This window comes from Providencia heimbachae ATCC 35613 (assembly GCF_001655055.1).
In the GTDB taxonomy this organism is placed as follows: Bacteria; Pseudomonadota; Gammaproteobacteria; order Enterobacterales; family Enterobacteriaceae; genus Providencia; species Providencia heimbachae.
The window spans coordinates 33,318-46,258 of record NZ_LXEW01000032.1 but is presented as its reverse complement, the minus strand read 5'-3'; the positions used below and the strand labels follow the sequence as shown (position 1 = coordinate 46,258).

10 protein-coding genes and 1 tRNA gene are annotated in these 12,941 nt (G+C 41.5%); 6 read left to right on the top strand and 5 right to left on the bottom strand.

All coding sequences use genetic code 11. From position 1 onward, the window contains the following. Positions 1-361: 361 nt before the first annotated feature. Positions 362-1,570: a tyrosine-type recombinase/integrase gene (locus M998_RS11155; protein WP_068438940.1), complete on the bottom strand. Its 1,209-nt coding sequence runs from the start codon at positions 1,568-1,570 to the stop codon at positions 362-364. Positions 1,571-1,779: 209 nt separating this feature from the next. Further along, a tRNA-Sec gene (locus M998_RS19565) sits at positions 1,780-1,874 on the bottom strand. 279 nt (positions 1,875-2,153) lie between these two features. Here M998_RS19565 and prlC point away from each other — a divergent pair. Both prlC and rsmJ read left to right on the top strand, forming a co-directional pair. Next, complete coding sequence (gene prlC, locus M998_RS11150; protein WP_068908883.1) at positions 2,154-4,196, top strand: oligopeptidase A; 2,043 nt, start codon at positions 2,154-2,156, stop codon at positions 4,194-4,196. Further along, entirely contained in the window at positions 4,189-4,959 is a 771-nt protein-coding gene (gene rsmJ / locus M998_RS11145; RefSeq protein WP_068908882.1) for a 16S rRNA (guanine(1516)-N(2))-methyltransferase RsmJ, read from the top strand. Before prlC ends, rsmJ begins: the two co-directional genes overlap by 8 nt. Before the next feature lie 82 nt (positions 4,960-5,041). Here the strand turns inward: rsmJ and gdhA are convergent, their stop codons facing one another. Together gdhA and uspA are read right to left on the bottom strand one after the other, a co-directional pair. Then, positions 5,042-6,376: an NADP-specific glutamate dehydrogenase gene (gene gdhA, locus M998_RS11140; protein ID WP_068438947.1), complete on the bottom strand. Its 1,335-nt coding sequence runs from the start codon at positions 6,374-6,376 to the stop codon at positions 5,042-5,044. Positions 6,377-6,642: 266 nt separating this feature from the next. Next, a complete protein-coding gene (gene uspA / locus M998_RS11135; protein ID WP_068438949.1) occupies positions 6,643-7,077 on the bottom strand; it encodes a universal stress protein UspA in 435 nt (144 codons plus the stop codon). A gap of 508 nt (positions 7,078-7,585) precedes the next feature. On the opposite strand from uspA, the gene uspB reads away from it, so the two are divergent. Further along, on the top strand, positions 7,586-7,921 hold the full coding sequence (gene uspB / locus M998_RS11130) for a universal stress protein UspB (protein WP_068438951.1): 336 nt from the start codon (positions 7,586-7,588) through the stop codon (positions 7,919-7,921). A 159-nt stretch (positions 7,922-8,080) separates the two neighbouring features. Here uspB and pitA read toward each other — a convergent pair whose 3' ends face one another. Continuing rightward, complete coding sequence (gene pitA, locus M998_RS11125) at positions 8,081-9,571, bottom strand: inorganic phosphate transporter PitA (RefSeq protein ID WP_068439050.1); 1,491 nt, start codon at positions 9,569-9,571, stop codon at positions 8,081-8,083. Between the two features lie 376 nt (positions 9,572-9,947). Between pitA and M998_RS11120 the strand changes: the two genes are divergently transcribed. From M998_RS11120 to M998_RS11110, 3 genes are all read left to right on the top strand, one after another. Next, positions 9,948-11,144, top strand: a complete 1,197-nt coding sequence (locus M998_RS11120) for a BaiN/RdsA family NAD(P)/FAD-dependent oxidoreductase (protein ID WP_068908880.1) — start codon at positions 9,948-9,950, stop codon at positions 11,142-11,144. Positions 11,145-11,629: 485 nt separating this feature from the next. Next, complete coding sequence (locus M998_RS11115) at positions 11,630-12,328, top strand: pirin family protein (protein WP_068438955.1); 699 nt, start codon at positions 11,630-11,632, stop codon at positions 12,326-12,328. Positions 12,329-12,423: 95 nt separating this feature from the next. After that, on the top strand, positions 12,424-12,876 hold the full coding sequence (locus M998_RS11110; protein ID WP_068908878.1) for an acyltransferase: 453 nt from the start codon (positions 12,424-12,426) through the stop codon (positions 12,874-12,876). Positions 12,877-12,941 lie beyond the last annotated feature (65 nt).

The window sequence follows — 12,941 nt, the reverse complement described above, 5'->3', positions numbered from 1 at the left end:
GAACTTAAATATGCTTGGGCAATGATCAGACTGCAATGCATTTATCATTATCTGATGAATCTATTAATTCCCACTCGACCTTTACTAATAGATACATCGAAATAGTAGGTATTGAACTTGAAAACCTTATAAACAGCATTCAACAACTAGAATAACTGAAAAATTATAGTTTTAATTTTCTGATAATTATCTCAATAGACTTGAATAAATATCCTAAAAAAATAAAATAAAACTCTATTTATAATAAACAAACATAAATAACATATAATCTTTAAAGAAAAAACACCTTAATTTAGTAATAAAATGCTAACAATGTAAAAATCAATCTATCTCATACAGTAACCATATGAGATAGATATAATTACTTAAAATCCACACTCACCACATTCCCTACCCCACACTCCAATTCATCAATATAATCCGCATACCACTGGATCATCTCTCTTCTGTTTTCAAGGTACTGAGCATGGTTATACGTGCCACGGATCGTATTCTTATCAACATGAGCGAGCTGAAGCTCAATCCATGCAGAGTTATACCCTTTCTCATGCAAAATAGTGCTCATCGCATGGCGGAAGCCATGCCCTGTTAGCCTTCCTTTATACCCCAACAACTCAATGACCTGATTTACACTTTCCTTACTGATCGGCTTTCTATGATCGTTACGGCCTATAAATACAAGTTCATAATGCCCTGATAGTGGTTTGAGTGAATTAAATAGTTCGATCACCTGTTTTGATAATGGCACAACATGCGGTCGTTTCATTTTCATCACTTCAGCAGGTATCTCCCAAATTCCTTTTTCTAAATCAATATCCTGCCAACGGGCAAAACGAAGTTCTTGTGTTCTAACAGCAGTAAGTAAAATAATTTTTGTCGCTGTTTTGGTAATAATACTACCAGTGTAACCAGCTAAATCTTTTAGGAAATAAGGCAGTTCTTCAGCGGTTAAGAACGGGAAATGTTGTTTCTTCGGAGGTGTAAGCGCTGAGGCCAGATCCGGTGCAGGGTTATATTCAGCTCGCCCCGTAATAATTGCGTATCTGTAGACCTCTCCACAGCGCTGACGGACTTTACGCATCTTCTCTAAGGCTCCACGTTTTTCCATCTTACGTAAAGCTTCAAGGAGCTCTAGGGGCTTAATCTCTGCTATCGGACGCTTACCGATATAAGGAAATATATCCTTTTCAAAGGTATCAATAATTTCATCACGATAACGTAGTGACCAGCGATCCGCTTTAGAGCTGTGCCATTCACGAGCAACTGCTTCAAAGGTACTTTCAGAAGCTAAGTGCTTTTCTAATCGCGCTAATTGCTTTTGTTCACTTGGATCTTTATTTTGAGCTAACAATTTTTTCGCATCATCACGCTGACTTCTTGCTTCTGCTAATGTCACTTGCGGGTAGACACCAATGGAAAGCATTTTTTCTTTGCCTGCAAAGCGATACTTCATTCGCCAATATTTAGAACCATTGCGATTAACTATCAGATATAACCCACCTGAATCAGAAAGTTTGTAAGGCTTATCTAGCGGCTTTGCCGTTTTAATTTTTATATCACTCAGAGCCATAACAAAACCTCCGTAAGCCCTATCTATTACAATAAAAAATGAGAATTGGGGGTGCAAGATATACCATACCTAAATGCACCCCAGATTAACACCCCCAACTGGGGGTTGATGTGGAGTAACCCCAGTTGAACCGAGTTGACTATAAATTGCTTTTATATGTTGAATTTAAAGGATTTAATTGACTTAGGTGGAGGTGCATTGAACTTGAGTGGCGGAAGATCACAGGAGTCGAACCTGCCCGGGACTGCTGGCAGCCCCAACTGGATTTGAAATCCAGCCGCCTCACCGGAGACGACGATCTTCCTCATATTGCAGGATTCAGATTATAGATGTTTTACAAAGCATTGATAGTGCAACTATACCATTTATTGATAAAGGTTAATAAGAAAAACCATTTATTGGCAAAGACTAATAATAAAAAGCATTATCCTGATATTGAGGTTTCCATTTTCGCCCCCATATAATCAATTATGTTCACAATGGTGTGCTAACTTTTGTAGTGTAGAGCTCGCCGTTTTACCTTTATTGTCAATACAATAAGTCTTGGCCTACGAGCACAAGCCTGCTATCACAGGATGTTTTTATGACAAATTCATTATTAGCCGATTCCGAATTACCCCGTTTTTCAACCATTGAAACTGACCATATTTTTCCTGCGGTACAACAGGTATTAACCGAATATCGCCAAACCGTCGAAAGCTTACTTTCGGCAACTGATCAATACACTTGGGATAACCTTTGTCTGCCACTTGAAGAAGCCGGTGACAAACTTTCACGAGTCTGGTCTCCAGTAAGTCATTTGCATTCTGTTAAAAATAGTCCTGAACTGCGCGAAGCCTATGAACAATGTTTACCACTGCTTTCTGAATTCAGTACTTGGATGGGCCAACATGAGCCGCTATATCAAGCTTATAAATCCCTGAAAGAAGGGGCTGACTTTAATACGCTGACCCCTGCCCAACGTAAATCGATTGAAAATACCTTACGTGATTTCGAATTATCCGGCATTGGCTTGCCTGCTGAAAAACAGCAACGTTATGGTGAGATTGTTGCGCGTTTATCTGAGATTGCCTCTAAATTTAGCAATAACGTGCTTGATGCAACAATGGGTTGGAACAAGCTAATTAAAGATGAAAGCGAATTAGCCGGTATGCCTGAAAGCGCGATTGCTGCGGCAAAAGCCATGGCAGAATCGAAAGGCGAAGAAGGCTACTTGCTGACCCTTGATATGCCAAGCTATTTACCTGTCATGACCTATGCGGATAATGCGGAACTACGCCGTGAAATGAGCCATGCTTATAGTACTCGCGCATCAGATCAAGGCCCAAATGCAGGTAAATGGGACAATAGTGAACTGATTGAAGAATTGATGGCACTACGCCATGAATTAGCCCAACTATTAGGATTCAAAAACTTTGCCGATAAGTCATTAGCGACCAAAATGGCAGAATCGCCAGAGCAAGTCTTAGGCTTTCTCAATGATTTAGCGCAACGTGCCCATCAGCAAGGTAAAAATGAACTCGCTGAGTTAACCGAATTTGCTAAAACACATTATGGTGTCGACACCCTTGAATCTTGGGATTTGGCTTATTACAGCGAAAAACAAAAACAACATAAATTCTCACTCAATGATGAGCAGCTGCGCCCTTATTTCCCAGAGCAACGTGTTATCAATGGCTTATTTGAAGTCGTTCATCGTATCTACGGTTTAACCGCTAAAGAACGCAATGATGTTGAGACTTGGCACAAAGATGTGCGTTTTTTCGAGCTGTATGATGATACTGGGGCGTTACGCGGAAGTTTCTATCTAGACCTATACGCACGTGAACATAAGCGTGGCGGGGCTTGGATGGATGACTGTCTTGGTCGCATGGTGCGTAAAGATGGTTCACTGCAAAATCCAGTTGCCTATCTGACCTGTAATTTCAATAAGCCACTTGGTGATAAACCCGCGCTGTTTACCCACGATGAAGTGATCACCCTATTCCACGAATTCGGACATGGTTTACATCATATGTTGACGCAGATTGATGTTGCCGATGTTGCGGGCATCAATGGTGTGCCATGGGATGCGGTAGAACTACCAAGCCAGTTTATGGAAAATTGGTGCTGGGAGCCAGAAGCGCTAGCCTTTATTTCAGGCCATTATGAAACTGGCGAACCATTACCAACAGAAATGCTAAACAGCATGTTAGCGGCTAAAAATTATCAGTCTGCCATGTTTGTTTTACGCCAACTTGAGTTTGGTTTGTTTGATTTCACCTTACACGCCGAATATGACCCAGCCAAAGGTGCTCAAGTGATGCCAACACTCAATGCAATTAAAGAGAAAGTGGCCGTTGTGCCATCGCCAAAATGGAGTCGTTTCCCTCATGCATTTAGCCACATCTTTGCTGGCGGCTATGCGGCGGGTTACTACAGCTATCTCTGGGCTGATGTGCTGGCGGCAGATGCTTACTCGCGTTTTTCTGAAGAAGGCATTTTTAATCGCCAAACAGGCCAATCATTCCTCGACAATATCTTAAGTCGTGGGGGTTCAGAAGAACCAATGGCACTATTTGAGCGTTTCCGTGGTCGTAAGCCTGAATTAGATGCTATGTTGAAGAGCTATGGTATCAATGGCTGATCACATCGCGATCCAATTGATCTGCGAAGAGGGTGCTGATATCAGCACTCTTTCTCAACTTGCGGAAAAATGGCAATTGTTGCATACCCCTGATGCCATGATGGCTTTAGTGCTAACTCCTGAAAACTTACAACTCCGTAAAATCGACGAGCCAAAGCTTGGCGGAATTTTTGTGGATTTTGTCTCAGGTGCGATGGCTCATCGACGGAAATTCGGAGGCGGTAGAGGTGAGGCCGTTGCTAAAGCCGTTGGGATCAAAAAAGGGTATTTCCCCGATGTTATTGATGCGACGGCGGGATTAGGCAGAGATGCTTTTGTGCTTGCCGCATTAGGCTGCCGTGTACGAATGCTTGAACGTCATCCGGTGGTTGCAGCATTATTGGATGATGGATTGCAGCGGGGCTATCAAGATGCTGAAATTGGTACTTGGCTGCAACAACGCATGTCACTAATCCACGCATCAAGTATTACGGCATTGAGTGAAATTATTGACCCACCGGATGTAATTTATCTCGACCCCATGTATCCACACAGGCAAAAAAGTGCGTTGGTCAAAAAAGAGATGCGGGTGTTTCAGTCATTGGTTGGGGCTGATGATGATGCGGATTCTTTATTGGAGCCGGCTATTACGCTAGCAAAACGTCGTGTTGTCGTAAAACGTCCTGATTACGCAGAACCCCTTGCGGGTAAAAAAGCACCTTCCGCGATTACAACCAAAAGCCATCGGTTTGATATTTATCCCTGTATTAAAAGTAGCGATTAAAACGTAACGGCGAAGGGCGTATGTACAGGTGAATTATCAGTATGATACAGCCGCCCTTTCGCGTACGTTTTTGGTCAGGGTATTACAAAATGCCCTGCGCAATCATTGCATCAGCGACTTTGACGAAGCCTGCGATGTTAGCACCTTGGACATAATTTGTTTGTTTCCCTTCACCGCCAAATTCAACACAATGATGGTGAATATCCAACATAATGTGATGTAAGCGTGCGTCGACCTTCTCAGCTTTCCAACTTAAGCGCGCTGCGTTCTGAGCCATTTCAAGCCCGGATGTTGCAACACCACCTGCGTTAGCTGCTTTACCTGGTGCAAATAAAACACCCGCCTCAAGGAACAGCTCAGTTGCTGGGATAGTCGTTGGCATATTTGCACCTTCACCTACCGCTTTAACCCCATTTTTGATCAGCAATTCTGCCGCATCAGTGTCGAGCTCGTTTTGTGTCGCGCAAGGCAGTGCGATATCAACAGGGACACACCATGGTTGTTTACCCGCTAAGTAAGTCAAACCAAACTCTTTCGCATATTCTTCAATGCGACCATAGTTATTTTTGATCTCTTCTAAACGAGCCAATTTCTCAGGTGTAAAGCCAGCTTCATCCACTACAGTTCCGCTTGAATCAGAAGCTGTAACAACTTTAGCACCCAATTCCATACATTTTTCGATGGTGTATTGAGCCACGTTACCCGATCCCGAAACCGCGACACGCATGCCTTCAAAGCCTAAACCATGACGCTTTAACATGGCATCAGTGAAGTACACTAAGCCATAACCGGTTGCTTCTGGGCGAATCAAACTACCACCAAAAGAGAGACCTTTACCCGTGAACACACAAGAGGTATCGTTCGACAGTTTTTTCATCATGCCCGTCATAAAGCCAACTTCACGGCCGCCCACACCGATATCACCCGCAGGGACGTCAGTATTTGAACCAATATGGCGATAAAGCTCAGTCATCAATGCTTGGCAAAAACGCATAACTTCGCCATGGCTTTTTCCTTTAGGATCAAAATCTGAACCACCTTTTCCCCCCCCCATAGGTAGGGTTGTTAATGCATTTTTCAGTGTTTGCTCGAAACCGAGGAATTTTAGAATCGATAAGTTCACTGATGGGTGGAAGCGCATACCCCCTTTGTACGGGCCGATTGCAGAGCTAAACTGGACGCGCCATGCACGGTTTACCTGCACTTGACCACGGTCATCTACCCAGCATACACGGAATTGAATCACTCTTTCAGGCTCAACAAAGCGCGCTAGAAGTGCTTGATCACGGTATTTTGGGTTTTGCTCTAAGAAAGGCCAAAGAGAAGTAAAAACTTCGCGGACGGCTTGAAGGAACTCAGGTTGTGAAGGATCTCTTTTTTGGACAGACTCCAAGAACGAAGATAGTGATTGTGTCATCTATGTCTTCCTTTTTTAACGTTGGTTGTTGTGATGTATCTCACTTTTTCTTGTCATTATTTTTAGGAAATGTGAGATTGATTTGTGTTTGCCTATTGAATATATCACTAGTTTGTATTCTTAATTCAAGGTTTTTTTTCACTCTTTTGAAAAAAAAAATGCTTGACCTGCCAATATCTCCCTAAAATTACATATTTTGATACAAAAAAAACGCCTGCATAAGCAGGCGTTTTCAGTGAATAATATTTCAATTTTAATGCGAGAGGTTACTCTTCTTCGTCTTTTAATGGCACAATCAACATATCCACATGGACAGTATTGATTAGCTGACGAGCCGAAGACATCAATTTACTCCAGAAATCTTGATGGTGGCCACAAACAACTAAGTCCATATTATATTTTTTAATCGCATCAACAAGTACTTGGCCTAAATCACCGCTACCACTGAGTGTTTCAGTAATTTTATAATCTGCCCCAGCGGAAAGGTCTTTAAGCGCATTACGGGTTTCATCTGTGATCCGTTGCTGCATGTCACCCAGATTGACATCGATAAGGCCGGTGTAAAGATCTGAATAATTAACGTCTACGTGGATCATGGATACTTTGGCCCCATACGGTTTTGCCATAGAGACTGCTTTATCCAGTAATACCTTACTTTCAGGTGATAAATCTACCGCAACGAGAATATGTTTGTAAGCCATAAGTAAACTCCTTCCGAATGCTAATTATCTGGTGGTTATAAACCTTCACCACATCTTATGAATACTATACCTGCTAATTGTGACTATTAAGTGTCGCGTTGATCACATCTAAGCAGATTAACCTTAAAATCATCAGTTCATATAACATTTTATAAAACAATAACATCATTCATTCAATATTTATATATACCCTAATTAATTTGAGATATTACAAGTGCATAAAACAATCCAGAATGAAGCAATAACGGCGTTGTCATAAGCATAGTATATTGTGTGGTTCGATAGATTGAGCATAGTCAACAATGCTGAAATTTAAAGGATGATAAGAACAAATAGGAGCATGATTACGTTTTTTACCCCTATAAAAAATAGTCATCTCATTTTTGATTATACTGCACTTTTTTTAATCAACATTTTGTCCTACAATAAAATGACTTAATCTAAGTACAATGTTTTTGATGTATTTCCTTTGTTACAACGACGGTAAGCGAAGTTCTAAGGGGGGATTATGTTCAGTATGATTGCATTGTTTTGGGCGCTATGTATTCTCTGTATCTTAAATATGATGCGCTATTTTTCTTCGATTCGTGTTTTATTGTCTATTCTGCGGGATTCTGATCCACTGCTCTACCTATCTGTTGATGGTAATGGTTTTTTCACGACTCATGGTCAGCTGAACAAGCAACTCCGTCTGGTTCGTTATATCAATAGTCAGCAGTACCTTGAGCATTATGACCCTGAAGTTATTCTCCGCTGCGAACGTATTCGCAAGCAATTTATGCTGATCAGCCGATTGAGTATTCTGGTTGTTGTCAGTCTGGTGTATTTAGTTATTTTTGGCTAACTATTCAGAAGTTAATGGATACTCGAAGCCATCAAACACATTCAGCCCTCGTTCTAAAAACAAAAAAATAGTGATAGCCCAAAAGGCCATCACTATTTCGTCTTGTTCATGTAACTCGTTTACGTTTTTAGCTTATGCTTAAAAACAAGTTAGCTGCTGTTAGATAAACAGCAATGATAGCCAGTATAGTCCGCCTGATAGCACGATTGATACCGGTAAAGTTAGAAGCCATGCCAGTGCAATGCTCTTAATGGTTTTGCTTTGTACGCCACCACCATCAACAACCATTGTACCCGCCACCGCAGAAGACAATACTTGCGTGGTTGATACAGGCATACCCGTGTAACTAGCAACCCCAATGGAAACTGCGGCAGTGACCTGCGCTGAAACACCTTGCGCATAAGTCATGCCTTTCTTACCGATTTTTTCACCGATAGTCACGGCAACACGCTGCCAACCAAACATGGTACCAATAGACAGTGCTAAAGCAACTGCAATGATGATCCAAAGTGGTGCATATTCAACGGTATACAGTAGATCATTACTGAGTTTTTTCAGCAAGCTTGCATCTTTAGAACTGGTTTCTGGTAATTTAGCAACCGCATTCGCTGTATCAGAGATACACATAAGTAGGCGGCGTGCATGGTTACGCTGATCAGGACTCAGTTCATCATAGCTTTGAATGCCACTCAGCATCGTTTGAGCTTGATTCAAAACAACGGCAGTACGCGTGTTATCACAATGGAATTCGCCACCAACTTCATCGCTACTTTCCGCAATGACTGGAGTATTTTCTATCGCATGGTTTAGCGCTGGTTTATGTGTTTCGTAGTACTGTTGCAGATGGACAACTGCATCATGAGTCCGCGCGATATCATAACCGTTAGAATTCATATTGACGACGAAACCTGCCGGTGCAACACCTATTAGCACAAGCATGATCAGACCAATCCCTTTTTGTCCATCGTTCGCGCCATGAGAGAAACTGACGCCAACGGCAGAAAGAATCAATGCGGTACGAGTCCAAAATGGGGGTTTACGCTTACCGTCTTTTTTCTCTCGTTCAGCTGGCGTTAAGTGAATACGACGACGTTTTTTTGTCCCACTCCAATAGCGACGTAGGAAAAAAATCATCAAACCGGCAATCACAAATCCGATAGCGGGGGAAAGAATAAGAGACAGGAAAATACTGATCATTTTCGGTATATTCAAAGCATCAACCACTGATGAGTCAGTCACGATTGCGTTGGTCAAACCAACACCAATAATGGCCCCGATCAGGGTATGAGAACTTGATGCAGGTATACCTAAATACCAGGTTCCAAGGTTCCAAATGATTGCAGCCAGTAGCAATGAGAAAACCATCGCAAGGCCGTGAGCTGAGCTCACATTAAGCAAGAGGTCTGTTGGTAAAAGGTGAACGATCGCATACGCTACGCTCAACCCCCCCAGCAAGACGCCGAAAAAGTTAAAGACGCCAGCCATGACAACTGCGAACTGAGCCCGCATCGCTCGGGTATAAATAACCGTCGCAACCGCATTAGCGGTATCATGGAAGCCATTGATAGCCTCATAGACCAGCACAAATAACAGTGCCAGAACTAATAACAGACCGGTGTAAAATTCTAAACCTGTAAAAAGATGTAGCATAGACGTTAAGCCATTATATGTTGGACATGAACGCGGCGCATTATCAGTGACAAACGCAAGCGGTGGAAGCAAAATCTAACCTTTTTTTGATTTAACTACTCATCAAAAAAGTACCTCATATCAATTACCCCATAAATATCAATGCATTGAACCAAACAAACTTATTCTGATTTTTTGAAACTTTTTGGCGCTATTTCCAGAGAATAAACGTTATTTGGACTTTTTTGCCGAATTTTAATAATTATAATACGTCTTTCATACTTTTCATTAGATCTTCATCAAAGCTTTACAATACAACACCATAAAGATGGCGTAAAATACGCATTCATATAATGGTAATTATGCTTAAAATCAAACATATATAGAGAATTTTATTGTGAAAAATATCGACGTTATTATTTTAGGTGCAGGTGCTGCAGGTCTTTTTTGTGCCTCACTTGCCGGAAAACGGGGTTTAAACACACTCGTCCTTGATAACGGAAAAAAACTAGGTAGAAAAATTCTCATGTCTGGTGGTGGCCGCTGCAATTTCACTAATATGTATGCAGAGCACAGCAATTACCTTTCATCAAATCCGCATTTTTGTAAGTCAGCACTTGCTCGCTATACGCAGTGGGATTTTATTGCATTAGTCAGCAAATATAATATCCCTTATCACGAAAAAACATTAGGCCAGCTATTTTGTGACAACAGTGCTCAAGATATCGTAGACATACTAAAAAGTGAGTGTGATTTACCCAATATTTCCATTAAATTACGCAGCGAAGTGACTGAGGTTGAAAAGTGTGACGATGGCTTCACGGTTACAGTTAATGGTTCTCAGGTAAGTGCGCGCTCACTCATTGTCGCCACAGGTGGATTATCCATGCCAGCTTTAGGGGCGACGCCGTTTGGTTATCGCCTTGCAGAACAATTTGGGCATACCATCGTGCCAACTCGTGCAGCTTTAGTCCCCTTTACACTGCACAAGCCTTTACTCGAAGCTTTACAGGTACTTTCCGGTATTTCTGTTGCCGCCACAGTGACCTCCACCAGTGGCACCCTGTTCAAAGAAAATATCTTATTCACCCATCGAGGATTGTCTGGCCCTGCAATTTTACAAATATCTAATTATTGGAAGCCCGGTGAGTATGTAAGTATTAACTTACTGCCCGAAACGCCTATTGACCGTTTTTTATCCGACGAAAAGCAGGCTCACCCAAACCAATCCTTAAAAAACACACTGATTAAGTTACTACCCAAGCGGTTAATTGAGGTATTACAAGGGCTAGGCCAAATCCCTGATTGCAATCTAAAACAACTTAACCATCCCCAAATCGAAGCACTGCATAACACGCTGCATCATTGGCAAGTCCAGCCTAACGGCACCGAAGGGTATCGTACTGCTGAGGTGACATTAGGGGGTGTTGATACCCGTGAAATATCATCAAAAACAATGGAATCACTCAACGTCTCAGGGCTCTATTTTATTGGTGAAGTGATGGATGTAACCGGTTGGCTTGGGGGATATAACTTTCAATGGGCGTGGAGTTCCGCAGCCGCTTGTGCCGAAAGCTTACCGAATCACCAATAATAACCCTACAATTTATTCGGTATAAAATAAAATCGATAAAAGCCTGAATCCCCTTAATCCATTGAAAAATAATGGTTAATATTTAATTTCATATAAATCATATAATTGCATTTTAAATTATAAGATATATTAATTTGGTTAAAAATAGTGCTTTACAAACGATAGTGATAACTATTATCATTATCATCACTTCCTCAAGAGGGCTAACTTAGTCACCGTCTTGTTGGAAGTACGACATTGCTCACATTGCTTCCAGTGTTTACTTTAGCCAGCTCCGTGCTGGCTATTTTTTTATCTCTACTTACCCAAAGTTAAATTAAATTCCCCAAGAATATCCTTGGTATTCGAAGCAACTTGTTCAAATTTTTTGGATCCTATGGTTAATGGCAGCTACTTTTCTCTGCGCTCAATTCGTCTAAACTATCATCAACACATTAAGAGCGGATCCCTTCATCACTGGATAACCGCTTTCAGGAGATGAGATTATGATTTATTTACGTAAAGCAAACGAACGCGGTCATGCAAACCATGGTTGGCTAGATAGCTGGCATACTTTTTCATTTGCCAATTATTATGATGAAGAATTTATGGGCTTTTCTGCACTTCGCGTTATTAATGAAGATGTTATAGCGGCAGGAAAGGGTTTTGGTACCCATCCTCATAACGATATGGAAATTCTGACTTATGTTCTAAGTGGTACTGTAGAGCATAAAGATAGTATGGGAAATATGGAGCAAATACCGGCAGGTGAATTTCAGATAATGAGCGCAGGCACAGGTATTCGCCACTCTGAATACAACCCTGATGCTGAAAATGAGCTGCATCTGTATCAAATTTGGATCCTTCCTGAAAAAACGGATATAGAACCTCGTTACGAACAAAAACGGTTTGATTCTAATGACGGAAAACAACTCGTTCTATCGCCTGATGCACGAGATGGCTCATTAAAAGTTTATCAAGATATGCAATTATGGCGTTGGGCGCTGACAGCCAACGAAGTGCAATCTCATGATATCGCGGATAAGCGCGTGATGTGGATACAGGTTGTCAAAGGTACCGTTGAAATTAACGGCCAAAAAGCCACAACCAGTGATGGCTTGGCTATTTGGCAAGAAAATAGCCTAACCATAAAAGTCGATGAAGATAGCGAGATTTTGTTATTCGATTTACCTTCTGCTGACTAATAATCAAGCACCCATCACCCTGTGTGTTTTTCATACAGGGTTTTTATTTATGTTAATCTGTACTCACTTCTTTGATTGTTGTGAGTCTTTAAATAATGAAAATCAGCCACTGCGCAATCCGCGATGTCGTTACCGGGGCAAATATTCATATTGTTGAGCCGGTAAACCTGTATGAATGTACGATCAACGATAATGTGTTTATCGGTCCTTTTGTCGAAATTCAGAAAAATTGCCATATTGGACCTAATAGCCGAATTCAATCCCACTCATTTATTTGTGAAAACGTGACAATTGGCGAAAATTGCTTTATTGGACACAATGTTACTTTCGTGAATGACCTTTTTAAAGGTGGTGCACCCGACGCCGATAGTGAAAATTGGCTAACAATTACGATTGAAGATAATGTCACGATTGGTAGTGGCGCAACAATTCTATGTGCATTTATTTGCCAAGATGCCGTAGTTGGCGCAGGAAGCGTTGTCGTCAAACCAATTACACAGAAAGGGATTTATGCAGGGAACCCCGCAAAACTGCTCAGAACACTGTAGCAAGCGCTTAAAATGGAAAAAAGGCCCTACACTGTAGAGCCTTAATCGAAAAATCACATTTGCTG

Coding starts and splice junctions, on each gene's coding strand:
- M998_RS11110 (WP_068908878.1), top strand. CDS start 12,424: ATGAAAATCAGCCACTGCGCAATCCGCGATGTCGTTACCGGGGCAAAT.
- gdhA (WP_068438947.1), bottom strand. CDS start 6,376: ATGACACAATCACTATCTTCGTTCTTGGAGTCTGTCCAAAAAAGAGAT.
- prlC (WP_068908883.1), top strand. CDS start 2,154: ATGACAAATTCATTATTAGCCGATTCCGAATTACCCCGTTTTTCAACC.
- pitA (WP_068439050.1), bottom strand. CDS start 9,571: ATGCTACATCTTTTTACAGGTTTAGAATTTTACACCGGTCTGTTATTA.
- rsmJ (WP_068908882.1), top strand. CDS start 4,189: ATGGCTGATCACATCGCGATCCAATTGATCTGCGAAGAGGGTGCTGAT.
- uspB (WP_068438951.1), top strand. CDS start 7,586: ATGTTCAGTATGATTGCATTGTTTTGGGCGCTATGTATTCTCTGTATC.
- M998_RS11115 (WP_068438955.1), top strand. CDS start 11,630: ATGATTTATTTACGTAAAGCAAACGAACGCGGTCATGCAAACCATGGT.
- M998_RS11155 (WP_068438940.1), bottom strand. CDS start 1,570: ATGGCTCTGAGTGATATAAAAATTAAAACGGCAAAGCCGCTAGATAAG.
- uspA (WP_068438949.1), bottom strand. CDS start 7,077: ATGGCTTACAAACATATTCTCGTTGCGGTAGATTTATCACCTGAAAGT.